General features: G+C 66.6%; 24 protein-coding genes. 8 read left to right on the forward strand and 16 right to left on the reverse strand.

Features of this window, described 5'->3' with window-relative positions; translation table 11 throughout:
* Window positions 1-267 precede the first annotated feature (267 nt).
* From Hhyl2_RS05380 to Hhyl2_RS05420, 9 genes are all read right to left on the reverse strand, one after another.
* Window positions 268-1,008, reverse strand: coding sequence for an HFX_2341 family transcriptional regulator domain-containing protein (locus Hhyl2_RS05380; RefSeq protein WP_483549703.1), 741 nt, complete (start codon window positions 1,006-1,008; stop codon window positions 268-270).
* A gap of 53 nt (window positions 1,009-1,061) precedes the next feature.
* The gene (locus Hhyl2_RS05385) at window positions 1,062-1,841 is read right to left on the reverse strand and encodes an SDR family oxidoreductase (RefSeq protein ID WP_483549704.1); all 780 of its coding nucleotides are present in this window, start codon (window positions 1,839-1,841) and stop codon (window positions 1,062-1,064) included.
* Between the two features lie 97 nt (window positions 1,842-1,938).
* Window positions 1,939-2,583 carry a 3-isopropylmalate dehydratase small subunit gene (gene leuD / locus Hhyl2_RS05390; RefSeq protein ID WP_483549705.1) on the reverse strand — a complete coding sequence of 215 codons (645 nt, stop codon included), beginning with the start codon at window positions 2,581-2,583 and terminating at the stop codon, window positions 1,939-1,941.
* A complete protein-coding gene (gene leuC, locus Hhyl2_RS05395; protein ID WP_483549706.1) occupies window positions 2,580-4,001 on the reverse strand; it encodes a 3-isopropylmalate dehydratase large subunit in 1,422 nt (473 codons plus the stop codon). Before leuC ends, leuD begins: the two co-directional genes overlap by 4 nt.
* A 36-nt stretch (window positions 4,002-4,037) precedes the next feature.
* A complete protein-coding gene (gene ilvC, locus Hhyl2_RS05400; protein WP_483549707.1) occupies window positions 4,038-5,063 on the reverse strand; it encodes a ketol-acid reductoisomerase in 1,026 nt (341 codons plus the stop codon).
* Window positions 5,056-5,643, reverse strand: a complete 588-nt coding sequence (ilvN, locus tag Hhyl2_RS05405; protein ID WP_483549708.1) for an acetolactate synthase small subunit — start codon at window positions 5,641-5,643, stop codon at window positions 5,056-5,058. Before ilvN ends, ilvC begins: the two co-directional genes overlap by 8 nt.
* Window positions 5,644-5,657: 14 nt before the next feature.
* Window positions 5,658-7,421: a biosynthetic-type acetolactate synthase large subunit gene (ilvB, locus tag Hhyl2_RS05410; protein WP_483549709.1), complete on the reverse strand. Its 1,764-nt coding sequence runs from the start codon at window positions 7,419-7,421 to the stop codon at window positions 5,658-5,660.
* Window positions 7,422-7,745: 324 nt separating this feature from the next.
* Complete coding sequence (locus Hhyl2_RS05415) at window positions 7,746-8,957, reverse strand: LeuA family protein (RefSeq protein ID WP_483549710.1); 1,212 nt, start codon at window positions 8,955-8,957, stop codon at window positions 7,746-7,748.
* A 79-nt stretch (window positions 8,958-9,036) separates the two neighbouring features.
* Window positions 9,037-9,723, reverse strand: coding sequence for a VOC family protein (locus Hhyl2_RS05420; RefSeq protein WP_483549711.1), 687 nt, complete (start codon window positions 9,721-9,723; stop codon window positions 9,037-9,039).
* Between the two features lie 101 nt (window positions 9,724-9,824).
* Here Hhyl2_RS05420 and Hhyl2_RS05425 point away from each other — a divergent pair, with 101 nt between their 5' ends.
* A complete protein-coding gene (locus tag Hhyl2_RS05425) occupies window positions 9,825-10,124 on the forward strand; it encodes a DUF5779 family protein (RefSeq protein ID WP_483549712.1) in 300 nt (99 codons plus the stop codon).
* A gap of 3 nt (window positions 10,125-10,127) precedes the next feature.
* On the opposite strand, the gene Hhyl2_RS05430 is transcribed toward Hhyl2_RS05425, so the two are convergent.
* Together Hhyl2_RS05430 and Hhyl2_RS05435 are read right to left on the reverse strand one after the other, a co-directional pair.
* On the reverse strand, window positions 10,128-11,285 hold the full coding sequence (locus tag Hhyl2_RS05430; RefSeq protein WP_483549713.1) for an acyl-CoA dehydrogenase family protein: 1,158 nt from the start codon (window positions 11,283-11,285) through the stop codon (window positions 10,128-10,130).
* A gap of 105 nt (window positions 11,286-11,390) precedes the next feature.
* Window positions 11,391-12,536: an acyl-CoA dehydrogenase gene (locus Hhyl2_RS05435; RefSeq protein WP_483549714.1), complete on the reverse strand. Its 1,146-nt coding sequence runs from the start codon at window positions 12,534-12,536 to the stop codon at window positions 11,391-11,393.
* A gap of 162 nt (window positions 12,537-12,698) precedes the next feature.
* Here Hhyl2_RS05435 and Hhyl2_RS05440 point away from each other — a divergent pair, with 162 nt between their 5' ends.
* From Hhyl2_RS05440 to Hhyl2_RS05465, 6 genes are all read left to right on the forward strand, one after another.
* Window positions 12,699-13,493: an electron transfer flavoprotein subunit beta/FixA family protein gene (locus tag Hhyl2_RS05440; RefSeq protein WP_483549715.1), complete on the forward strand. Its 795-nt coding sequence runs from the start codon at window positions 12,699-12,701 to the stop codon at window positions 13,491-13,493.
* A complete protein-coding gene (locus tag Hhyl2_RS05445) occupies window positions 13,490-14,446 on the forward strand; it encodes an electron transfer flavoprotein subunit alpha/FixB family protein (RefSeq protein ID WP_483549716.1) in 957 nt (318 codons plus the stop codon). Before Hhyl2_RS05440 ends, Hhyl2_RS05445 begins: the two co-directional genes overlap by 4 nt.
* A 3-nt stretch (window positions 14,447-14,449) precedes the next feature.
* Window positions 14,450-16,513 (forward strand): (Fe-S)-binding protein, encoded by a 2,064-nt coding sequence (locus Hhyl2_RS05450; protein ID WP_483549717.1) that lies wholly within the window; start codon window positions 14,450-14,452, stop codon window positions 16,511-16,513.
* 45 nt (window positions 16,514-16,558) lie between these two features.
* Complete coding sequence (locus Hhyl2_RS05455; protein ID WP_483549718.1) at window positions 16,559-17,203, forward strand: cupredoxin domain-containing protein; 645 nt, start codon at window positions 16,559-16,561, stop codon at window positions 17,201-17,203.
* A gap of 63 nt (window positions 17,204-17,266) precedes the next feature.
* Window positions 17,267-17,947, forward strand: coding sequence for a hypothetical protein (locus Hhyl2_RS05460; RefSeq protein ID WP_483549719.1), 681 nt, complete (start codon window positions 17,267-17,269; stop codon window positions 17,945-17,947).
* Window positions 17,948-17,989: 42 nt separating this feature from the next.
* Window positions 17,990-18,400 carry a JAB/MPN domain protein-containing protein gene (locus tag Hhyl2_RS05465; protein WP_483549720.1) on the forward strand — a complete coding sequence of 137 codons (411 nt, stop codon included), beginning with the start codon at window positions 17,990-17,992 and terminating at the stop codon, window positions 18,398-18,400.
* On the opposite strand, the gene Hhyl2_RS05470 is transcribed toward Hhyl2_RS05465, so the two are convergent.
* The 5 genes from Hhyl2_RS05470 to Hhyl2_RS05490 all read right to left on the reverse strand — a co-directional run bounded on the left by Hhyl2_RS05470 (window position 18,401) and on the right by Hhyl2_RS05490 (window position 22,674).
* Complete coding sequence (locus Hhyl2_RS05470) at window positions 18,401-18,610, reverse strand: ribbon-helix-helix domain-containing protein (RefSeq protein ID WP_483549721.1); 210 nt, start codon at window positions 18,608-18,610, stop codon at window positions 18,401-18,403.
* A gap of 37 nt (window positions 18,611-18,647) precedes the next feature.
* Entirely contained in the window at window positions 18,648-18,806 is a 159-nt protein-coding gene (locus tag Hhyl2_RS05475; protein ID WP_483549722.1) for a hypothetical protein, read from the reverse strand.
* 180 nt (window positions 18,807-18,986) lie between these two features.
* Window positions 18,987-20,159 (reverse strand): M24 family metallopeptidase, encoded by a 1,173-nt coding sequence (locus tag Hhyl2_RS05480; RefSeq protein WP_483549723.1) that lies wholly within the window; start codon window positions 20,157-20,159, stop codon window positions 18,987-18,989.
* Window positions 20,160-20,206: 47 nt separating this feature from the next.
* Complete coding sequence (locus Hhyl2_RS05485; RefSeq protein ID WP_483549724.1) at window positions 20,207-21,409, reverse strand: outer membrane protein assembly factor BamB family protein; 1,203 nt, start codon at window positions 21,407-21,409, stop codon at window positions 20,207-20,209.
* Window positions 21,406-22,674 carry an outer membrane protein assembly factor BamB family protein gene (locus Hhyl2_RS05490; protein ID WP_483549725.1) on the reverse strand — a complete coding sequence of 423 codons (1,269 nt, stop codon included), beginning with the start codon at window positions 22,672-22,674 and terminating at the stop codon, window positions 21,406-21,408. Before Hhyl2_RS05490 ends, Hhyl2_RS05485 begins: the two co-directional genes overlap by 4 nt.
* Before the next feature lie 96 nt (window positions 22,675-22,770).
* Between Hhyl2_RS05490 and aroA the strand changes: the two genes are divergently transcribed.
* The gene (gene aroA / locus Hhyl2_RS05495) at window positions 22,771-24,060 is read left to right on the forward strand and encodes a 3-phosphoshikimate 1-carboxyvinyltransferase (protein ID WP_483549726.1); all 1,290 of its coding nucleotides are present in this window, start codon (window positions 22,771-22,773) and stop codon (window positions 24,058-24,060) included.
* The last annotated feature ends 30 nt before the right edge of the window (window positions 24,061-24,090 follow it).

Consider the following 24,090-nt stretch of genomic DNA (forward strand, 5'->3'; position numbering starts at 1 on the left):
GTCAGAGGCACGCCCTCACTGCACGGGGTGAGGGCGGGCGCGGGGTGGCGTGTCCGTCCCGGTGTCCGCGATGGAGGGCCGAAGGGGGTGGACACCGGGGACGACTCGCCGACCCGTGCGCATCTCCTGCTTCGACGGGTCGGTATGTACATTCTATCTGTATACTCTCGATACAATTCATAGTATCTGTACTATCTATACTATCGAGACGAGAATTTCCGTAGTGGGCGTCACCGTCGTCGAGAGAACGATCCGACGGGTCCGGCCTCAGAGTTTGTGCCGGAACGCGTGGAGCACGTTGCGGCCGGTCTCGGTGAGTTCGATCTGCTTGGTCCGCCCGACCTCACGGACGCTGATATATCCGTCGTCGGTCAGCGGGTCGACGATGTTCGCGTTCAGCAGCGCGAACTTCGCCTTGTCGTTGGCCGGGTCCGCGTCGTCGATGAACGCGAGGCCGGCCTCCTCGGAGAAGTCGATGAGATCGGATTTCTTGGCAGTGTAGCTGTCGGTGTTCGTCCGGTCGAGATAGTCCAGCACGGCGACCTGGTCCCGGGAGATGGCCTCGATGGGATACGAGGGCAGGACCTCGGCGTCCTGCATCCCCCGTGTGAGCGGTTCCTCGGCCACGGCGGGGACGTGGCGCTCGGGGTGGACGTAGTAGGCCGTCGCCTCGGTCGCCATACAGGCGATAGCACTCCCGATCGCTGCGAGCTTTGGCCCGCTGGAGACGTTGACACGGACGATATCGTCCGGGTGGTCGGCCGTGACCGTCGTGACGACCGCGAGGACATCGTAGAGGTCGTGCAGGTCGGTCTCGGTGATCTCGATCGCGACACCGTCGGCTTCGAGGTCCTCGACGAGGGCCTGCTGGTACGGCGTGAGTCGCTGCCGCCGCGTGCTCTGGGTGAGGAGGTAGACGGCGTCGGCGTTGTGCTCGCGGATGGGCTCGACGATCCGGTCACGTTCGTGACCCAGCGGGGCGATGTGGATCTCACGAATCCGCTCCATAGACAGTACAGGTGGTCCGCGGGTAGATGTGACTTGGCATCGCCACCCGGCACTCAGCTCGTGTTCGCGTATCCACCGTCGACGAGCAGTGACTCCGCAGTGACGTGGCTCGCCATGTCGCTGGCGAGGAAGGTCGCGGCGTCGGCGACCTCCTCGGGCTGGGCGAACTTTCCGAGCGGAATCATCTGCTTGATCGCTTCGCCCTGTTCGGTCCCGACGAGCGGCATGTCCCGGGTAGTCATCGCCGTCTCGACCTCGCCGGGGTGGACCGCGTTGACCCGAATCCCGTGCTCGCCGAGCGCGTCGGCGAGCGCGTAGGTCATGTTCCTGACCCCACCTTTCGCCGCGGAGTAGGGGACGACCTCCCCGTAGCCGACGATCCCCGCGAGGCTGGAGATATTGACGATGGCACCCCCGTTGCCCTGTTCACGGAACGCCTCGGCGGCGGCCTGCGAGCCCAGGAAGACCCCGTCGAGGTTGATCTCCATCAGTTCGCGGTAGTCTTCGTAGCTGACCTCCGTCACCGGCCCGAGCGGCCCCATGATGCCTGCGTTGTTGACCATGACGTCGAGCCCGCCGAACTCGTCGGCGGCCGCGACCGCTTCTTCGAGATCACCCTCTTCGGTCACGTCGGCGTGGACGAACCGCGCGTCGGCGTCGGTCTCCTCGGCGATGACATCGTGCGTCGGCAGCCCTCCAGTCCGTGGATCCTCGCGGACGTCCGCGACGACGATGTCGGCGCCCGCCTCGGCGAACCGCGTCGCGATTGCTCGGCCGATACCGCTCGCAGCGCCCGTGACGACAGCGCTCTCACCGCGCAGTAGTGTACTCATCGTGACGGTCGATAGACCGACGGCTCGGCCTTTAATCTATCTCCCGAGACGCAGGAATGAATCGCGTTCTGATGGGAGGAGAGCTGCCGCGGTTCTCTCAGTCGTCCGCTTCCAGATCCGACCGGGTCTGATCGAGATAGGGCAGGTTCGCCGCGGTCTCCTCGATGGCGTTCTGGTTGGCCTTCATCAGGGCCGTGGTGTCCCAGATGCCCTCGACCAGGGCCTGTCGCTGGGCGTCGTCGACGGAGACGCTGATCTCGTTCCCACCGTAGCGAACGGTCTCGGCGGCCACGTCGACCTCGATCTCACCGTCGGGGTGGTCGTCGACCCACTGCTGGAGCGCGTTGATGGTCTCGTGGTCGGCAGTCACCGTCGGGATTCCCAGTGCGAGGCAGTTCCCGGCGAAGATCTCGGCGAACCCTTCGCCGATGATCGCGTCGATGCCCCAGCGCATCAGCGCCTGCGGGGCGTGTTCGCGCGAGGAGCCACAGCCGAAGTTGTTGTTGACGACCATGACGTTGGCGTCACCGAATCGCTCCTCGTTCATCGGGTGCTCTTTCTGGTTGTCCTCGTCGTCGAACCGCAGGTCGAAGAAGGCGAACTCGCCCAGGCCGTCGAAGGTGACGACCTTCATGAACCGTGCGGGGATGATCTGGTCGGTGTCGATGTCGTTCCCGCGGATCGGGATGCCGGTGCCCTCGACGTAGTCGACCTCGGGGATCTCTTCCGTCGGATCGCTCATGCCAGCGCCACCTCCTCCAGGTCGCGCACGTCAGAGACCTCGCCGGTGATGGCCGCGGCGGCCACCATCCGAGGGTTCATCAGCACGGTGCGGCCGTCCTTGCTGCCCTGCCGGCCGACGAAGTTCCGGTTCGAGGAGCTGGCACAGGCCTCGTCGCCCTCCAGCTGGTCCTCGTTCATGCCCAGACACATCGAACAGCCGGCGTTGCGCCAGTCGAAGCCGGCCGCCTCGAAGATGTCCTTGAGCCCTTCCTCCTCGGCGGCGCGCTGGACGCGCTGGCTGCCGGGGACGACGAACGCGCGCACGTCGTCGGCGACCTCGCGGCCCTTGACGATGCGGGCCGCACGGCGCAGGTCGGGCAGCCGCGCGTTGGTACACGAGCCCAGGAAGGCAACGTCGATCTCGTAGCCGTTCATGGTCTCGCCGGGCTCGACGCGCATGTGCTTCTGTGCGCGCCGGGCGGTGTCGACTTTGTCGTCGGCGAGGTCCTCGGGCGCCGGGATCGGGTCGTCGATGCCGATACCCTGTCCGGGCGTGGTCCCCCACGTGACGACGGGGTCCAGTTCGCCCGCGTCGATCTCGACGACGTCGTCGTACTCGGCGTCGTCGTCGCTCTGGATGGACTCCCAGTACGGGACGAGCTCCTCGAACTTCTCGGGGTGCTCCTGGAAGTAGTCGGTCTCTTCGAGCCACTCGAAGGTGGTCTCGTCGGGGTTGACGTAGCCCGCGCGAGCGCCGCCCTCGATAGACATGTTACAGATGGACATCCGGCCTTCCATGTCGAGGTTCTCGATGGCCTCGCCGGCGTACTCGTAGACGTAGCCGACGCCGCCCTCGGTCCCGAGACGGCGGATGATCTCGAGGATGATGTCCTTGGCCTCGACCCCCTCGCCGAGTTCGCCGTTGACCTCGATCTTGCGGACCTGCTGTTTCTCCATCGCGATTGTCTGGGTCGCCAGGACGTCCCGGATCTGGCTGGTCCCGATCCCGAACGCGAGCGCGCCGAAGGCGCCGTGCGTCGAGGTGTGGCTGTCGCCACAGACGATGGTCTTGCCGGGCTGGGTGATCCCCTGCTCCGGCCCGATGACGTGGACGATCCCCTGATCGCCGGTCGTCGGGTCCGAGAACTGGATACCCGCGTCCCGGACGTTCTCTTCCAGCTCTGCCATCATCCGTTCGGCCGCGTCGTCGGCGTAGGGCCGGTCCTGATTGGCCGTCGGGACGATGTGGTCGACCGTGGCGTGAGTCAGGTCGGGCCGTGCCACTTCCAGGCCGCGTTCCTGGAGCATCCCGAACGCCTGCGGGCTCGTGACCTCGTGGATGAGGTGGAGCCCGACGAACAGCTGGTCCTGTCCGTTGGGCAGCGTGGTGACCTTGTGTTGGTCCCATACCTTGTCGTACAGCGTGCCGTTGCTCATGCTGTGGCCTCCGTCGTGTCAGAGCGACGCTCTTCGTTAGTCATCTGCCGGCGCTTCCTCCGCGGCCTGTTCGTCCTCGCCCCAGGCGAACAGTTTGCGCAGTTCGCTCCCGACCTCCTCGATCTGGTGGCTCTGCTCCGCGTTGCGATACTGCTTGTAGGACGGGCGGTTCGTCTGGTTCTCGGTGATCCACTCGCGAGCGAACTCGCCGTTCTGGACCTCTTCGAGGATCTTCTCCATGCCCTCGCGGTCGATGACCTCCGCACCGCGGGTCAGACCGCCGTACTCGGCCGTGTCGGAGACGGAGTTCCACATGCCCATGTTCCCGCCTTCGTACATCAGGTCGACGATGAGCTTGAGTTCGTTCAGACACTCGAAGTAGGCCATCTCCGGCGCGTAGCCGGCGTCGACCAGCGTCTCGAAGCCGACCTTGACCATCTCGGTGACCCCGCCACAGAGGACAGCCTGCTCGCCGAAGAGGTCGGTCTCGACCTCCTCCTGGAACGTCGTCTCGATGACGCCTGCGCGGGTGCAACCGATGGCCTTCGCGTAGGCGAGTGATTCCTCCTTGGCGTTGCCGGTGGCGTCCTGGTAGACGGCGATGAGCCCGGGGGTCCCCTCACCGCGCTCGTAGGTCCGCCGGACGAGGTGGCCCGGCGACTTGGGGGCGACCATCGTCACGTCGACGCCCTCGGCGGGTTCGATCTGGCCGTAGTGGATGTTGAACCCGTGGGCGAACTGCAGCGTGTCGCCGGCCTCCATCCCCTCCTCGATGGCCTCGTAGACGGCGGGCTGGATGGTGTCGGGCACGAGCATGACGACGCGGTCGGCCTCGGCGGCCGCCACGTCGGGTGTCTCGACTCGCAGGCCGGCATCCTCGGCCTCGGCCCACGAGGAGGAGTCCTCGCGCAGGCCGACGACCACGTCGACCCCGGACTCGTGGAGGTTCAGCGCGTGGGCGTGGCCCTGTGAGCCGTAGCCCAGTACGGCAACGGTCTCGTCTTCGAGTGTCGATACGTCTGCGTCGTCGTCGTAGTAGACGGTCGTGGATAGGTCAGTCATGTTTGTCCAGTGTGGTGGGGCCACGCTCTAGCGCGGCGGCCCCGGTGCGAACGATCTCCTGTACGTCGAACTGCTCGAACGCCTCGACGGCGGCGTCGATCTTCTGCTTGCTGCCCGTGATCTCGACGGTCACCGAGTCGGTCGAGGCGTCGACCGCCTGACCGTCGTACATCTCCGCGACGGCGTTGACGTCGTCCGGTTTCTCGCCGCCCACCTTGATGAGCGCGAGTTCCCGTCGAACCGCCTCCGGTTCGAGTTCCATCACCGAGACGACGGGCACGAGCTTCTGCAGTTGCTTTTTCGCCTGTTCGATTCCCGGCTGTGGTTCCTCGATGAGGATCGTCATCCGGGCTATACTCTCGTCACTGGTGGGGCCGACGGTGAGGCTTTCGATGTTGAACTGCCGGCGGCTGAACAGCCCCGAGATCTCGGCGAGCACCCCGGGACGGTGTTTCACCAGGGCCGAGAGCACTGCTTGGCGTGGTTCGTGGGTCGCTTCTGCTTCGGGATCGACGCGAATCCCTTGCGAGTTGCGTCGTCCCTCGGGTCGCATCCGGTCGTGTGGCGCAGGGCCAGGCATTCCTCCAGTCATCGTTAGATCTCGTCCAGGTGGTCTTCTTCGAGTGCGAACAGTCCGTTGTCGCCGCCGCTTGGCACCATCGGGAAGACGTTCTCTCCGGGGTCGATGTGCGCGTCGATGACCGCCGGGCCGTCGTACTCACGCGCGGCCTGGATGGTGTCCTCGACGTCGTCGTAGTCCTCCAGCCGGAAGCCGGCGGCACCGAAGGCCTCCGCCAGCTTGTCGAACTGCGGGATCCACGGGTACTCCGAGGCCATCCGACGGCCCTCGTAGAACCCGTCCTGCCACTGGCGGACCATCCCGACGGCCTCGTTGTTGAGGATGACGTAGGTGATATCCAGTTGCTCGCGGACCGCGACCGAGAGGCCCTGGACGGTCATCAGGAACGAGCCGTCGCCGTCGAAACAGACGACCTCCTGGTCAGGGGCGGCCAGTTTCGCGCCGATGGCGGCGGGCACGCCGTAGCCCATCGTCCCCAGGCCGTGCGAGGAGACCCAGGTCCGTGGCTCGGTGTACTCCCAGAACTGGGAGGCCCACATCTGGTGTTGCCCGACGCCCGTACAGACGATGGTGTCGTCCGGCGTCACGTCCGAGAAGTGCTCGACGATGTACTGCGGTTTCAGCGGCTCGTCGTCGGGCGTGTCGTAGGTCATCGGGTACTCCGCTTTCCAGGTCTGGCACTGCTCGCGCCACACGTCGGCATCGGGCGCTCGCGGCATGGCGTCGAACATTTGTCGCAGGACCTTCCGTGCGTCCCCGATCAGCGGATAGTCGGCGTAGATGTTCTTGCTGATCTCCGCCGGGTCGATGTCGACATGGATGATGTCCGCGTCGGGGGCGAACGAGTCGACACCGCCCGTGAGGCGGTCGTCGAACCGGGTCCCGATGGCGAGCATGCAGTCGGTGTTCGTGATCGCCAGGTTGGCGTAGCCGGTGCCGTGCATCCCCGCCCACTCCAGGGAGAGTTCGTGGTCCTCGGGGAACGACCCGATGCCGGGCATCGTCGTGATGACCGGGATCTCGTACTCCATGGCGAACTCCCGGAGCGCGCCGGAGGCGTTGGCCTTGATGACGCCGCCACCGGAGAGGATGACCGGGCGCTCTGCGTCGGCCAGTGCCTCGGTGGCCTCCTGGACGGCCTCGTCGTCGGCCTCCTCGGGGACGTCGTAGGTGTCGGGCGTCGACGGGGCCTTCGGTTCGACCTCGGTCTCGCCCTGGGTGACGTCCTTCGGGAGGTCGACGAGCGTCGGGCCCTGCCGGCCGGCGTCGGCCAGTGCGAACGCCTCGCTCACGTCGTCGCCGACAGTGTCGGAGTGGCTGGCGAAGTAGCTCTCCTTCGTGACCGGCTGGGTGATGCCGACGGTGTCGGTCTCCTGGAAGGCGTCGTTGCCGACGAACTCCGTGGGGACCTGGCCGGTCAGTGCGATCATCGGGTCCGAGTCCATGTTGGCGTCGGCGATGCCGGTCACGAGGTTGGTCGCGCCCGGCCCGGACGTCGCGAAACAGACGCCCGGTTCGCCCGAGACGATGCCGTACGCGTCGGCGGCGTGGGAGGCCCCCTGCTCGTGGGCCATCGTCACGTGCGTGATGTCGGAGTCGTACAGCGCGTCGTAGACGGGCATGATCGCCCCGCCCTGGACGCCGAAGACGTACTCCGCGCCGGCGTTCTCGAGCGCCCGGACGACCGACTGTGCGCCGGTGGTCACCGGTGCCTGCTCGTCGTCGGTCTCGGTCGCTTGCTGTTCGTCTTCTTTCGGAACTGATGCTCGTTCGCTCATGCTGGGAGCCCTCCGTTGTCGGTCGTGGATGTGGATGCAGTCTGCATTGTGGTGTCGCTGGTGTCGGATCGAACCTCGATACGGTCGGCGTCGGAAGTGGGTGTAGTGGGGGCTATAGCGCCCCTACGATACCCTCGCCGAGAAGAATGGACGCGCTGCTGGGAGTCGAGCGGACCCGACTGCCAGCACGCGCTGTCATCACGTGCGGTACCAGTCCGTCCCGGATAATAAACGTTCTGTGATAGGTGCTGACGAACGGCGTCCCACACCAGGGGATTCACCCGTGGCTGCTGGCCGTAGACAGCGACCGAGGACGACATGGGCCTACGCCCTGACCTCCTCGGTCTCCTCGTCGACACCGACCTCCTGGGCGAACCGCTCCAGTTCGGTCATCGTGACCTGCTGTTTCTCGGCGCCGAAGTCCTTGACCCGACGGGTCACCTCGCGGACCTCGGCCTCGGTCGGATCGTAGCCGGCGTCGATCAGCCGTTCTCGCACCGAGTGGGCGCCCGTGTGCTTGCCCAGCACCAGTTCGCGCTCGGCGCCGACCATCTCGGGGGTCATGACGCCGGGTTCGAAGGTGTCGGAGTTCTCGATGACGCCCGCGGCGTGGATGCCGCTCTCGTGGGAGAAGGCGTTGCGACCGACGATCGGCTTGTTGGCCGGAATCGGGATGTCGGACTTCTCCTCGACGATCCGTGACAGTTCGGTGATCCGGGTGGTATCGATACCGGTGTCGACGTCGTACAGCGACTCCAGGCTCATCACGACCTCCTCGTAGGCCGCGTTGCCCGCCCGCTCACCGATACCGTTGACCGACACCTGGGCCTGGCTCGCGCCGGCCTCGAACCCGGAGATGGCGTTTGCCGACGCCAGCCCGAAGTCGTCGTGCGTGTGCACGTCGATGCGGGCCTCGGTGTGTGCGTCGACCTCCTCGATGAGGTCGTAGAACCGCCGCGGCGTGGCGACCCCACAGGTGTCGGGGATGTTGATCCAGTCTGCGCCTGCCGCCGACGTCGCCTCGATGACCTCCAGGAGGAACTCCCCGTCGGTCCGGGTGGCGTCCATCGGCGAGAACATGCACTCGACGCCGGCGTCTTTGATCATCTCGACGCACTCGACGGCCGTGTCGAGTGCCTCCTGCCGTGTCGCGTGCATGGAATCCTGCAACTGTACGTCCGACGTCGAGACGAAGGTGTGGACCATGTCCACACCCGAATCTAAGGCCGCCTCGATGTCTTTCTCGACCACACGCGCCAGCCCGCACGTCGTCACGTGAGTTGCTTCGGCGATGTCGCGGACGGCCTCGAACTCCGCGTCGGAGTTGACGGGGAAGCCAGCCTCGATGACGTGGGTGCCCATCTCGTCGAGAATCGCCGCGATCTCGCGTTTGTCCTCGTAGTTGAACGACGTGCGTGGCGACTGCTCACCGTCACGCAGTGTGGTGTCGAAAATCCGTGCGTCTGTTATCTCAGACGTGGAATCCAGTGTGCCCTGGAAGAACTCGATCCGCCGGAGATTCCGACGTGCCCTCAATGTTGGACATAATCACCCGTATCTGGTCGCTTCCGGTACTTATAGTTGTCCATCGGCCCCCGACATGTCCGGGTTCCGACTATTCTGCGACCAGCGTCAGGTAGTGGCCGTCGGGGTCCCGGATACGGATACCCTCGTCGACCGACGTCACGGCGAGGGCTCTGTCGGCGACCTCGCGAGCAGTCGAGTCCGGCGCCGAGGCCACGACACCGAAGTCGACGTGGACACCGCCGCGGGCGTCGGCGATACCGAGCCGAGGTGCCCACAGTTCCAGATCGAACTCGCCAGTCGAGAGGCGGACCCGGCCCTCCTGGCGGCCGTCGTCGACGACCGCGAAGCCGAGGTCGGTGTAGAACTCGACGGCCGCGTCCAGGTCCTCGACCTCCAGGACGAGTTCGAACAGGTCCGAGACGCCCTCGGGGGCGTCGGCCCGCTCGCCGAGTTCGACGCAGTTCCCCTCGGGGTCGTAGAAGTACAGCGACCGCTGGCCACCGAAGGTTTCCTCGACGAGGTCGAAGCGCTCGCCGAGCACGTCGTACCAGTCGTCGTACTCGCGCTCGGGGACCGTCAGGGCGTAGTGGGTGTGGAGGCCGCCACGAGGGACCTCCCCGGGTGCGCGCAGGCGGAGCGCCGTCTCGCCGGCCGAGAGGACCGCCTCCTGCTCGGACTCCGAGACGATATCCAGTTCCAGGAACGCCTCGTAGAACGCCGCCAGCCGGTCCGGATCCTTCGCCTCCAGCGTGAGCCACGCGGGCGTCGAGAGCATGGCCGGCCGTTCACACGCCACGGACAAAAATCCGGTCGGCAGGAGCGACGACGGGCCGACCGTGGGGAGGATTTTTCTCTCCGCCCCGCTATCGACTCCGTATGAGTGACTTCGAGGGCCTGGACCTGCAGGCGGTCGAGGACCAGATGGACGGCGACAGCGGCGGGGGCAACAGCGACCGTGTCGTGCTGGGTATCCTCGACGGCACGACACCCGATCAGGAGTGGATCGAGACCGTCGAGGATGGGGCCGTCCTCGTACTGAACGTCGACGGCGACCTCAACGAACTCGCGGCGGGGTTCGCCCGACCCGTCAAGGAGGCCGGCGGCGAACTGATGCATTTCCGCGGATTCCTCGTGGTCACGCCCCCGGGCGTCGACATCGACGCCGACCGGCTCTGACCGTCAGAACGCGCCCTTTCCCAGCAGTTCGCGGGCGATGATGTTCTTCTGGATCTCCGTGGTCCCCTCGTAGATCTGGGTGATCTTCGCGTCCCGGTAGAGCCGCTCGACGTCGAAGTCGTCGACGAAGCCGGCGCCGCCGTGGATCTGGACCGCCTCGTCGGCGACGTCGACGGCCACACGAGAGGCGTACTCTTTCGCCATCGAGGCCAGCATCGTCAGCTGGTCGTCGGCGTTGTCGACGCTCCAGGCGGATTTGTAGGTCAGCTGCCGGGCAGCTTCGGTCCGGGTGTGCATGTCGGCCAGTTTGTGCTGGATGGCCTGGAACTCCCCGATAGGCTTACCGAACTGCTCGCGCTCCTGGGCGTACGAGAGCGCACGCTCGGTGGCTCCCTTGGCGATACCGACACCCTGGGCCGCGACGGCCGTCCGCGTCTCGTCGAAGAACTGCATCAACTGGAGGAAGCCGGCCCCGCGCGTGCCCACGAGATTCTCCGCTGGCACCCGAACGTCGTCGAGTAGCAACTCCGCCGTATCGGAGGCACGGATGCCGAGTTTTCCGGTGATCTTCTCGGCGGCGAACCCGTCGCGGTCGGCCTCGACGACGATCTGTGAGAAGCCGTTGTACCGCCCCTCCGCGTCGGAATCGGTCTGGCAGAGGACGACGAAGTAGTCCCCGACGGTACCGTTGGTGATCCACATCTTGTTTCCGTTGACGACCCACTCGTCGCCGTCCTTCTCGGCGCGTGTCGAGACCGACGAGACGTCCGACCCGACGTCGGGTTCGCTGATCGCAGCCCCCATGATTGCGTCCCCGGTCGCGACGGGTTCGAGGTACCGTTCTTTCTGCGCTTCTGTCCCGAAACCCATGATGGCGTCGGCCCCGAACGAGGCCGCCGCGATGGAGAGTCCGATACCGGGGTCGACCGCGAACAGTTCCTCGATGATCAGGGCCATCTCCAGGGTGGAGTAGCCGGCCCCGCCGTACTCCATCGGGATGCCTGCGCCGGTGAGACCCATCTGGGCCGCTTCTTCGACGATCTCGTGGGGGAACTCCTCGTTGCGGTCGTACTCGCCGGCGACCGGCGCGATCTCGTTCTCGGCGAACCGGCGCACTTCGTCGCGGATCTGTTCCTGTTCTGCACTGAGGGCGAACTCCATATCCCAGTTGACAGAGTAAACGAGTTTATCGTTCCACCCAAAATCCTGTGGGTCTATTTCACAACCTATCGACAGGCCGTCATCTGCTCACGTGGTCGCGGGCGCTCACTCCTCCAGTAACTGATCGCCGATCGTGTTCCGCAGGACCTCGCTGGTCCCCTCGTAGATCTCGTTGAGTTTGGCGTCCCGGTAGAACCGCTCGACCGGGAAGTCCTTGGTGTAGCCGTAGCCACCGTGGATCTGGATCCCCTCGTTGGCCACCTCCCGGGAGATCTCGGAGGCGTACAGTTTGGCCTGTGCGGCCTCCTTGATGAACCGCTCACCGCGGATCTTCCTGTCTGCGGCTTTGTGCATCAGCATCCTGGCCGCCTGGATCTTCGTGTCCATGTCGGCGAGTTTGTGCTTGATCGCCTGGAACTCGCCGATGGGTTGCCCGAACTGCTCGCGCTCCTGTGCGTACGAACTGGCCTCGTCGAGAGCGGCCTGCGCGATGCCGACACCACGGGCGGCGATTGAGATACGGCCACCGTTGAGCGTCTTCAGGGCCTGGACGAACCCACGACCCTCCTCGCCGAGGCGTCGGTCCGCCGGCAAGAACATGTCGTCGAACCGGAGTTCCGCGGTCGGACAGCCCTTGTCGCCGAGTTTGTGCTCGGTGCCCTCGACCACGAACCCGTCGTCCTCCTCGGGCCGGACGACGAACGAGGAGATGCCCTTGTTGTCCGCGTCCGGGTCGGTCTTCGCGAACAGGACCACAGTGTCCGCGACGGACCCGTTCGAGATCCAGAGTTTGTTTCCGTCGACGACGTAGCCGTCGTCGGTGCGTTCCGCGGTCGTCTCCATCGCCGGGACGTCGCTCCCGGCGCCGGGTTCCGAGAGCGCGAACGCACCGATCTCACGCCCCTCCGCCAGGGGCGTGAGGTAGGTCTCCTTCTGGGCCGCGGTCCCAAAGTCCGCGATCATGTTACAGGCCAGGGAGATGTGGGCGCCGACGATGGTCGCGAGGCCGCCGCTGCCACGAGAGATCTCCTCCAGTGCCATCACGTAGCTGTGGTAGTCCAGGCCCGCACCGCCGTACTCCTCGTCGATGGGCATTCCCATCAGCCCCAGGTCGGCCATCTGGTCGACCAGATCCCGAGGGAACTCGTCGCGCTCGTCGATCTCGCCGGCCCGCGGAACCACCTCCTCGTCGACGAACTCGCGGACCATCTCCCGGATCTGACGCTGCTCCTGTGTGAGAGCGAAGTGCATACGAACGATATTTCATGGCAGCATCAAATAATTCCCGGCGGAAAACTATCTCGGGACTGTATTTAACACTGGTAAATTTATCGGATATATAGCGAACAATACTTGAAACAGCTGCGTTGTTCGGATAAACGTTAATGTGAGACCGCTGAGTACATCCGCTGTATGCGCATCCTCACGACCGCCGCGGAGACGGCCGTCGTCGACGACGAATTCGAGATCGTCGACAACCGGATCGACGACCAGTACGTCACCCACGAACTCAACGAGTGGGACGAGTACGCCATCGAGGAAGCAGTCCAGATCACCGAGGCCGCCGACGAGGAGTGCGAGGTCGTCGCAGCGAGCATCGGGCCAGAACGGAGTGAGGAGACGATCAGACAGGCCCTCGCCAAGGGGGTCGACCGGGCCGTGCGGGTCTGGGACGACACGCTCGCGTCGGCCGACGTCCTCGACGTCGCTGCGAAGGCGACTATCCTCGCCGCAGTCGCCGAAGAAGTCGACCCCGACCTGGTGTTGACGGGCGTGCAGTCGGGTGACGACGCCTGGGGCGCGACCGGCGTCGCGCTCGCGGCGGAACTGGACTTCCAGTGGGCTGCCGTCGTCAACGACCTCGACCTGGGCGCCGACGGCGGCGTCGCACACGTCCACCGGGAACTCGAAGGCGGCGTCGAGGAGCAGACCGACGTCGACCTGCCCGCCGTCCTGACCATCCAGTCCGGCATCAACGACCCGCGGTACGCAAGTCTCCGGGGCATCCGACAGGCCCAGTCCAAGCCCCTCGACGTGCAGACGCTCGCCGACATCGGTCTGGAGGGTGAACTGGACGGACGGCTCTCGCTGCGCCGTCTCGCCGAACCCGAGAGCGAGAGCGACGCCGAGTACCTCGACGGCAGTCCAGACGAGCAGGCCACCAAGTTGGCTGATGTCCTCGACGACGAGGGGGTGATCGACGCATGAGCGACGTGCTCGCAGTCGCCGAGCACCGCCAGGGAGAGCTTCGTGACGTGAGCCACCGCCTGCTCACGGCCGGCCGTGAACTGGCCGACGGGCTCGGCGGGGACCTCCACGTCGCCGTCGTCTCGGGCGACGTCGACGCGTTCGCCGAGTCGCTGAACCGAAAGGGCGTCGACGCCATCCACACGGTCGACTACGGGAAGGAGTTCAACCACGACGTCTACGTGCAGGCGGTGGAGCGGCTCAATGACCAGCTCTCGCCCGCTGCCGTCGTCACCCCGCACAGCGTCGACGGGATCGACTACGCACCTGCGGTCGCACGACGGCTCGACCTCCCGATCGTGACCGACGTCGTCGCGACCGCCTTCGACGACGACACACTCGTCGCCACCCGCGAGCGACTCGGCTCGAAAGTCGAGAGCGATATCGCCGTCGAGGAGCGACCGTGTCTGCTGACGCTCCGGGCCAGCGAGTGGGAACCGGCGACCGGCGACGGGTCGGCCAGCGTCCAGGCGGCCGACGTCACCATCGACGAGGGCACCATCGGCTCGACGGTCACCGGCTTCGTCACGACCGGTGAGGGCGACGTCGACATCAGCGACGCCGATTTCCTGGTCAGCATCGGTCGCGGCATCGAGGAGGAGGAGAACCTCGACATGATCCGGGAGCTCTGTGACGTGACCGGGGCGACGCTGTCGGCCTCCAGACCGGTCGTCGACAACGGCTGGCTCCCGAAAGACCGCCAGGTCGGCCAGTCCGGCAAGACGGTCACGCCCGATGTCTACCTCGCAATCGGGATCTCCGGCGCGGTCCAGCACGTCGCCGGCATGAAGGGTGCCGAGACTATCATCGCCATCAACGAGGACCCCGACGCCCCCATCTTCGACATCGCAGACTACGGTATCGTGGGGGACCTCTTCGACGTCGTTCCGGAACTGACCGAGCAGTTCGCCTGACCGATGCTCCAGACAGTCACCCGACCGACGTTCTGGCTCATCGGCCCCGTCGGCAAGGCCGTGTTCTACTACCTGGCGGCCCTGGCGTTGCTGGTCTTCGGCGTCGGCGTCTATCGGCGGGTCCAGCAGTACCGGGCCGCGGACGAAGAGCCCATCGACCGCCTCGGTGACCTCCCCGGCCGGCTCCGCGAGGGCCTGCTGGCGGCGTTCGGCAACGCGAAACTGTTCGCCAGGGACGGCCTGGGCGCGACCTGGCACCTGCTGGTCTTCTGGGGCTTTCTCACCCTGCTGATCGCGACCACCATCCTTGGCATCGACATGGACATCTACCGGCCGCTGACCGGCCAGTCGTTCTTCGTCGGGGACTTCTACCTTGGCTACTCGCTGGTCGTCGACGCGATGGGGCTGCTGTTCGTCGTCGGTCTGGGTATCGCCATCTACAAACGCCACGGAGCCAGTCTCGACCGCCTTCAGGGCCCCTACAGCGGCCGTGACGACCTGCTCTTCCTCTGGTCGCTGTTCGCGCTCGGCGTCGGCGGCTACCTGACCGAAGCCGTCCGTATCCTCGGCCAGGACTTTCCACCGTTCGAGACGGTCTCGTTCGTCGGCTACTCGCTGGCAGCGGTGATCTCGGCGGTGGGCGTGACACCCCAGACCGCACAGACCGCGTACCCCACCGTCTGGTGGTCACACTCGCTGCTGGCACTGTGGTTCGTCGCCTGGATCCCCTACGGCAAGCCGTTCCACATGCTCTCCTCGGCGACCAACGTCGCACTCGCCGACGAGAAGGCCGGGGTCCGCCTACCCGGCGTGCCCGCCGACGCCGCGCCGGAGGACATCGGTCCCTCGACGATCGAGGACTTCTCCTGGAAGCAGACACTGGACCAGGACGCCTGCACGAAGTGTGGTCGCTGTTCGTCGGCCTGCCCGGCCAACGCCGCCGGGCGCCCGCTGGACCCCCAGGAGGTCATCCTCGATCTGAAGTCCTACCGCGAGGAACGCGCTGCGGGCGAGACGGAGGCCATCCCCATCGTCGCCGACGGCGGGACGAGCGTCATCGACGCGGGGACGATGGAGTCGTGTATGAACTGCCTGGCCTGTGTCGACGCCTGTCCCGTCGATATCGAGCACCTCACGCACTTTACCGATATGAACCGCCGGCTGACCGAGTCCGGCCAGATGGACGAGCACGTCCAGGACGCGATGATGGACGTGTTCCAGCACGGCAACACCTTCGGGGAGTCCGCCCGCAAGCGGCCCGACTGGACCGACGACCTCCCGTTTACGGTGCCCGACGCCCGCGAGGAACCAGTCGAGTACCTCTGGTACGTCGGCGACTATCCGAGCTACGACGACCGGAACAAGGCCGTGGCACGTGCCCTGGCACGGGTCTTCGAGGCTGCGGACGTCGACTACGGCATCCTCTACGAAGACGAGCAGGCCGACGGCAACGACGTCCGCCGCGTCGGCGAAGAGGGACTGTACGAGGAACTCGTCGAACAGAACTGCGCCGCTATCCAGGACTGCGAGTACGACGCCATCGTCACGACCGACCCCCACGCGTTCAACACCTTCGCCAACGAGTATCCCGAATTCGAGGCCTGTGAGTGGGCCGAGAGCGACGTCTTCCACTACACGCAGGTGGTCTCGAAGCTGGTCTCGTCCGGAGCTCTGACCGTGCCGGACGCGCTCGACTACACGGTCACCTACCACGACCCGTGTCACCTGGGCCGGTACAACGACGAGTACGAGGCCCCACGGGAGCTGATCCGGTCGACCGGCTGTGAACTGGTCGAGATGCCCCGGAACCGCTCGGACAGCTTCTGCTGTGGTGGCGGTGGCGGCGGGCTCTGGATGGACTTCGACGAGGAGCCGAAACCGAGCGAGGAGCGGCTCCGGGAGGCCCTCTCCGACACCGAGGCCGGCGACGCCGTCCAGAAGTTCGTCGTCGCCTGCCCGATGTGCATGACGATGTACGAGGACGGCCGCAAGACCGGCGGCTACGAGGACGATGTCGAGATAGTCGGCATCACGGAGTTGCTCGCGGAGGCGCTGGCGGTCAGGTAGGCACGCTATTACAAACCCGGTTCGGGGGCGACCGTCGGGGTGTCGATGGTCCCGTCTCCGCTCACGACACGCCGTGGCTTCCTGGGGGCTGTCCTCGCTGTCTCGGGGTTCGCGTCCGGTCTCCTGGGCGGTGGCAGGTCCGCGGAGCCGGCCGGAGACGTGACGGGACCCGAGAGCAATCCCGTCGAGCCAGACGATCCGATCGTCTGTGGCCGGACGGCTTTCGCCAGGCGGCGGCGACTCGGCGCCTTCCTCAACGAGTCGGCAGCGTTCGTCGAGCCACCGGTCTGGAACAGCGGTCTCGTCGACCGGACCGATCAGGAAACAGTCGAGATCGCGGTCGGCGACCCGCGAGCCGTGGACGTTCCCGGCATCGAGATGGAGACAGCCCCCGTCTCGTACTCGCCGACGGCTGTCCTGGTCTCGCCGGGAACGACCGTCCGCTGGACCTGGGCCGAGGACGGCGATCCAGCGTTCCCGAACGACGTCGTCTCGCTCTCGCTGGGGTGTTTCGACAGCGGCATGCGCCCGCCCGGCGGCGAAGAGTTCACCCACACGTTCGAAGCCTGGGGGCACTACCTCTACTACAGCACCTTCCACGGCGCCCCGTACCGCGTCGAATCGTTCATGGGGGGCTCGGTCTACAACCAGTTCGGGATGCGCGGTGCCGTCATCGTCACCGGCGTCTGAGGGAGTGTGTGGACCACCCACACGGTGAACGGGCTTAATACCGTGTAACCCTCAGTTCTGGATATGCCCCTGAAAGGTTCGGGGACGGCGACGAACTGGGAAGTGACGAACCGCTGGGACCGCGGGGCCAGTTGGATCGCCCACCCCGAGGAAGGGATGCAACGGGCCAGTCACGTCCTCGCCACCGACGCGGGCGTGTTCCTCGTCGACCCGGTCGACGCGGAGGGTATCGACGACCTATTCGCCGAATACGGCGACGTGGCCGGCGTCGTCGTCCTGCTGGACCGTCACAAGCGCGACAGCGCTGCCATCGCGAACCGCCACGACGTGCCCGTCTACCTCCCCGAGGCGCTCTCGGGCGTCGCGAGCGAACTCGACGCACCGGTCGAGCGGTTGCACCGCCAGATTCCGGGGACGGACTACGGCGTCCACACTGTCCGGAAGAACCCCTTCTGGCAGGAGGCGGCGCTGTACGGCGACGAGGACGACACACTCGTCGTCCCCGAATCGGTCGGCACCGCCGACTACTTCCTGACGGGCGACGAGCGACTCGGCGTCCATCCGATGGTCCGTCTGTTCCCCCCGAAGAAACTCACCAGGCTGAACCCCGACCGGATACTGGTCGGGCACGGCCACGGCATCATGGACGACGCCGCCGAGGCGCTGACCTACGCAGTCCGTGGGTCGCGTGAGCGGGCACCGGGTCTCTGGGCCCAGAGCATGAAATCGCTCGTCTTCGGGTAGGGGCGGCGACGGGGTTTTATTCCAGCCACGCCAATCTCGGGCGTGGTATACGTCACCCGCGGTCTGGTCCAGACGCTGTTACGGCTGGCGAGCGACGCCGAACCGGATTCCGTGACGATATCGCTCGCGGTGACACGGGCGTCGGAGCTCCCGGATGCCGACCTCCCGCCGGAGACGCCCGTGTTCACGGACTTCTATCTGCCCTCCGCGGGTAGCTCCGTCAACGCCGTCTTCGGGATGGATCTCGGGACGCCGGCGGGACAGACCCACGGGCGGTTCATCTCACATCCCACAGGACGGATGGGCGTCGACGTGACCGACGACCTCCACGAGGTGATCTTCGTCGCCATCCCGCCGTGGGACGAGGACTCCTTCAAGGCGTTCGACCGGTCGGACCGGGAGCAGTCGGTCGAGATACTCGATATCGAACCGCCCGAGGAGTATCCGGTTTGATCAGTCCAGGTAGCCCAGGTCCCGCAGTTCGTCGGCGATATCCTGGAACTCCGCTTCGGTGAGTTCGCCCTGGCGCTGGTGCTGGACGACGATGCTGCGCAGCAGGAACCGGACGAGATCGGAGGTACTGGCGAAGCTCGTGCCTTCGATCGTCTCGTCGACGCGGTCCGCGAGGTCCTTCGGGATCGAGACCGTCGTGTACTCAGCCATGGGTGGGGAGACGACGGCCGCGGCCAAAGGCGTTCTGTTACTGTGGCTGGTCGGCTTCGGTGTCGAACTGCCCGGCCGTCGCGGAACTGGTCGGCGAGAACATCATCGGCGCCCGATCGCTCCGGTCGGTCTCGCCGATCGTCTGGGTGGTCGGGTACGATTCGTCGTCGCTGGGTGTCGTGATCCGTGTTGTCATCCTGGGGGTCGTGTGGGTCGTGTCGTGTAGTCGGGAGTCGAGGCGCTGTGGCGTGTCGGCGAACGAATTGCTTTGGGTACAAGCATAGGGTACCACCTCCTTTTGCCCCATCTATAATAAATGTTCATGATATAATCGTGCCAGTGATTACCACGTCACAAACCCGCAGAAGTAGGCCGCTCAGATCACCAGCGTCTGCTCGTACTCGGTCAGGTTCTCGTAGCCGTCCTCGGTGACGACGGCGATATCCTCGATGCGGACGCCACCGATTTCGGGGTCGTACAGCCCCGGTTCGATAGTGACGATGTGACCTGGTTCCAGTTCGCCGCCGTTGGGCGAGAGACGCGGGAGTTCGTGGACGTCGAGACCCACTCCGTGGCCGGTACTGTGGATGAAGCCCGTCTCGGTGCGGTCGTCGCTCCGGAGCGTGGGCTCACCCGCTTCTTCGTAGACGTCACAGACGGCGTCGTGGACTGCCTCGCCAGTGACACCGGGTTCGAGCGCCTCGAAGGCCGCCGCCTTCGCCCGCTCGGTGAGGTCGTACCACTCGCGAATCTCGTCGGTGGGCTCGCCCTTGACGAACGTTCTGGTCATGTCGGCGTGGTATTTCGTGGTCTTGTCCTGCGGGAAGATGTCGACGATGATGGCCTCGTCGGCCGAGAGCGGGCCGCTCCCGCGGTCGTGGGGGTCCGCCGCGTCGGCACCACAGGCGACGATGGTCTCGTCCAGTGCACAGCCGTGGCGCAACAGCGTCACCTCGATCTCCTCTTTGACGGCCTCGCTGGTCAGCGGGTCGCCGTCGTGGACGAGCGTACCGTCCTCGACCGTCGCCTCCCGCAGGAAGGCCTCCGCGGCCGCCATCGACGCCTCGTTGGCCCGCTGGGCGGTTCGGACGTGGTCGATCTCCGTGTCGGTCTTCGTCGCTCTGATCTCTGTCACCACGCTGTCGGTGTCGGCAGTCACCGTCTTGCCGCGGTCTCTGAGTCGGTCCGCGGTCCGCAGTGGGAACCGCGACGGAACGGCCACCGACTCCACGTCGTAGCTGTCCAGAAACGCCGCGAGGACGTGCGAGACCGCCTCGTCCGGGCCGTGTTCCTCGACGAGACGCTGGTGGTCGAAGTCGACGTACCGCTCGACCGTATCGGCCCGGGATTCCCGCTTCGCCCGGCCGAACTCCAGACTCCGGGGGAACAGGAGATGTGTCTCCCCGTCGTACAGCGTGACGAAGGGGTCCGGGGCGTCGAAGCCCGAGAGGTAGTACTGGTCAGACAGTTCCGAGTCGGCGTCGATCAGATAGCCGTCGGCGCCAGTCTCGTCCAGGTAGGCGTCCAGTCGAGAGAGGTCGGGGTCCATGCCACCGTCTCCGGGCGTGGGCGGGAAAGAGCTACCGCCCGCGGCGATTAGCTGAACCGTGCGAGGCCGGTTCCCCCGCTGACGTACACCGCGCCGTCGACGACGGCCGGCCCGGTCTCGAAGTGGGTGTCCTCGGCCCCCCACGACTCCAGTCGGTCTCCCGTGACGGGGTCGAGGGTTACGAATCGGGTGTCGCGGCGGTCGGCGGGGACGTACAGCCGACCGCCACCGACGGCGACGCCGGCGTTGTAGCTCCCGCCAAGGTCGGGTCTCGACCAGCAGACCGTCCCGTCCGCGACGGCGAGCGTGTGGAGCCGCCCACCCGCAAGAATATAGACTCTGCTCCCGTCGGTCGTGATCGTCTCGGGAGTCGGCCGGTCACCCTCCGACTTCGGGAGCCGATACCGCCACTCCCGGCTCCCGTCGGCGGCGTCCAGCGCGACGACGAATCCGTCACGGGACCCCGCGAAGACCCGTCCGGCGGCGACACTGACGTTCCCTTCGACACGATTACCGAACTTGTACCGCCACCGCTGGCTCCCGTCGGCCGCCGAGAGCGCTCGGACGTAGGTGTCGTCCCCGCCGACGTAGACGGTGCCGTCGGCGACGGCGGGCGTCACCTCGGACTGAAGCCCGGTGGCGTACCGCCACTCCGTCTCGCCGGTGGCTACATCCAGCGCGTAGGTGGCGACGCCGACCTGGACGTACGCCGTCCCGTCGGCGATGACTGGGCGCGCGTCCAGCAGGCGGCCGCCGGTCTCCAGGGCCGTCCACACCGTCTCGCCGGTCGCCGCGTCGAGGGCCCTGACGTCCTTGTCGGCGAGATAGACCACCGTCTCCTCCGCGACGGCCGGTGAGCCAGGATATTCGGGAACGCTCGTCTGCCAGTCCACGTCACCCGAATCTACGTCGAGCGCCCACATGGTCGTATCCAGGTCGCTGACGTAGACCGTCCCGTCGACGACAATGGGGGTATGGTAGCCGAGTGCCGTCTCGAACTCGAACGTCCAGTCGTGGGACAGGTTCGCGCCGGGAATCGCGTCGGCCGGGACGGTCCCGGTCCCCTGGGGACCGCCCAGGCGTGTCGTCCACGCCGATGTCGGCGAGACTGTGGGCTCGTACGCCGGGCACGAGCCGACCGAGTCGGTACGCTCGGCGTCCTCGGAACCGCCACTCGCACAGCCAGCGAGTCCGGCGATTCCGGCGGCACCGAGCGAGCCGAGCAGTTCGCGGCGGGACCGCTCGGTCATGCGAACTTCTGCACCCCCCGGACGGAGTGTGTCAGGTAGAGCCCGTCGGCCGTCACCGCGAGGTTCGCCATCGGCACGCGGTCGTACGGATCGGTGAAGAACTTCCCCGAGTCCGCCCAGCTATCGGCATCGGACCCCCAGCGGCGTGTCCCGGTTTCGGGGTCGAACCCGGCCGCCCGCAGGTAGACCGTCCCGTCGGCGACGACGGGCCTGGCCAGGAACGGCACGCCGTTGATATCGGTATCGTTCCGGGGTCGGGACTCGTTGACGACGCGCCATAGCTCGGTCCCGTCGCCGGAATCGAGCGCGTAGAGGTTCTTCGCGGCGACGTAGACGCGCTGGCCGTCGGTCGCTGGCGGTCCGGCACTGTAGTACCCAGTGACGAACTCCCAGTCCAGTTCGCCGGCCGCGGTGTCGACCGCCGCGACGGTCCCGCCGTGCGAGAGATACAGTGTCCCGTCGTCGAGCGCCAGTCCTCTGGGACCGACGTCGTACCCGATCCCGGACTGGAGTTCGAGGCGCCACTTCCGCAGGCCGCTGTGGTCGTAGGCGACGACGACCGAGGGGCCGCTGTCTCCGGTGCTGAACGCGGCGTAGACCCGATCGCTGTCGACCGCCGGGACCGCCGCGCGAATCGGATCGCCGCCTCCGAGCAGTGCGTCCAGCAGGGTACTCCGGGACGCCGTCCAGCGGGTCGATCCCGACTGGTCGAGACAGTGCAGCGCCCCGCTGTCGTCGGGGACGTAGAGTCGGTCGCCGAACACCGAGGGAGTCAGACCGGCACCACCGAGCGAGGTCTCCCAGGCTGGCTCGCCCTCCTCGACGGCCAGGACGCGACCGTCGGCCGTGCCGACGACGACGGTCGACCCGATCACCGCCGGCGCGCCGACGATCCGCTCTTCGACAGTGTGGGTCCACAGCGTCGTCCCAGCGTCCGGGTCGACCGCGGCCAGCACGCTGTCGAGTTGCTCGGAGTCGTAGTAGCCTCTGGCCATCCCGGCGACGTAGACCGCGTCGCCGACGGCTGGCGGGCCGAGATAGCCGTACATCGACGGCTCTACTGACTCGCGGTCGAGGGTCCACTGCTCGGTCGGGGCGTCGGGGCCGGCGGGTGCGTGACTGGTGCCGGCAGGGGCGTACCCGGCGGCGGGCCAGCGATCGGTCGGCCGCCCGAACGATCCGTCGTACCCGGAATCGCTCGAACAGCCCGCGACGGCGGTCGAGAGGGCAGTTGCACCCGCCGCGAGGAATTCACGGCGGCGCACGGGAGACGAATTGCGCTCGTGGCGTAAAGTGTCTTCCGGGGGCCGACAGTTCGCGGGAACGGTAGTCTCTTGTCGCCCGCCCGCAAGGCCCCGAGCATGGACATCACCATCGCCGAATCCACGGTCGACGGGACCGCACAGGCCCCGCCGTCGAAGAGCTACACGCACCGCGCGATCCTTGCAGCCGGCTACGCCGACGGCGCCGTCGTCAGGGCGCCCCTGGTCAGCGCCGACACACGAGCGACGATGCGTGCCGTCGAAGCGTACGGCGGCAACACCGACCTCTCGGAAGACGAGCAGACGCTGACGGTCGAGGGCTTCGATGGCCGGCCCGAGACGCCGGACGACGTCATCGACTGCGCCAACAGCGGGACGACCACGCGACTGGTTACAGCTACCGCGGCACTCCAGGCCGACCTGACGGTCCTGACCGGCGACGACTCGCTGCGCTCGCGCCCGCAAGGGGCACTGCTGGAAGCTATCGAGGACCTCGGCGGGCGCGCCGAGAGCACCCGCCGTAACGGCCAGGCACCGCTGGTCGTCGGCGACGGTATCTCGGGTGGCCACGTCGCCATCCCCGGTGACGTCTCCTCGCAGTACATCACCGCGCTGCTGATGGCCGGCGCCGTCACCGAGGAGGGCATCGATATCGAACTGACGACCGGGCTGAAGTCCTCACCGTACGTCGACATCACGCTGGAAGTGCTGGACGCCTACGGCGTCGACGCCGAGGTGACCGCGGAGGGATACAGCGTCGGCGGCGGACAGACCTACGACCCCGACGGCGGCGAGTACCACGTTCCTGGTGACTTCTCCTCGATCAGCTACCTCCTGGCGATGGGCGCGCTGGCCGCCGACGACGAGGTCGTCGTCACCTCGGCGGTCCCGAGCGCACAGGGCGACACCGCCATCGTCGACATCCTCGACCGGATGGGCGCCGACCTCCACTGGGACGAGGACGCCGGCGAGATCACGGTCCGCCAGAGCGACCTCTCGGGGATCGAGGTCGGCGTCGAGGACACGCCGGACCTCCTGCCGACCATCGCGACACTGGGCGCGGCCGCCGACGGCGTCACCCGCATCACCGACGCCGAACACGTCCGCTACAAGGAGACCGACCGCGTGAGCGCGATGGCAGAGGAACTCACCAAGATGGGTGCCGAGGTCGAAGAGAAGGAGGACGAGTTGATCGTCTACGGCGAGGACACCGACCTGCAGGGTGCGACCGTCGACGGGCGGGCCGATCACCGGATCATCATGTCCCTGGCGGTCGCCGGTCTCGTGGCCGACGGCGAGACGACCGTCACCGGCGCCGAACACGTCGACGTCTCGTTCCCGAACTTCTTCGATCTGCTCGCAGACCTCGGTGCGAGCGTCGAGCGGTAGCGGGCCGGGTGCGGGAACCGGCATCTACAA

It is taken from the genome of Haloarcula sp. H-hyl2, from assembly GCF_056934385.1.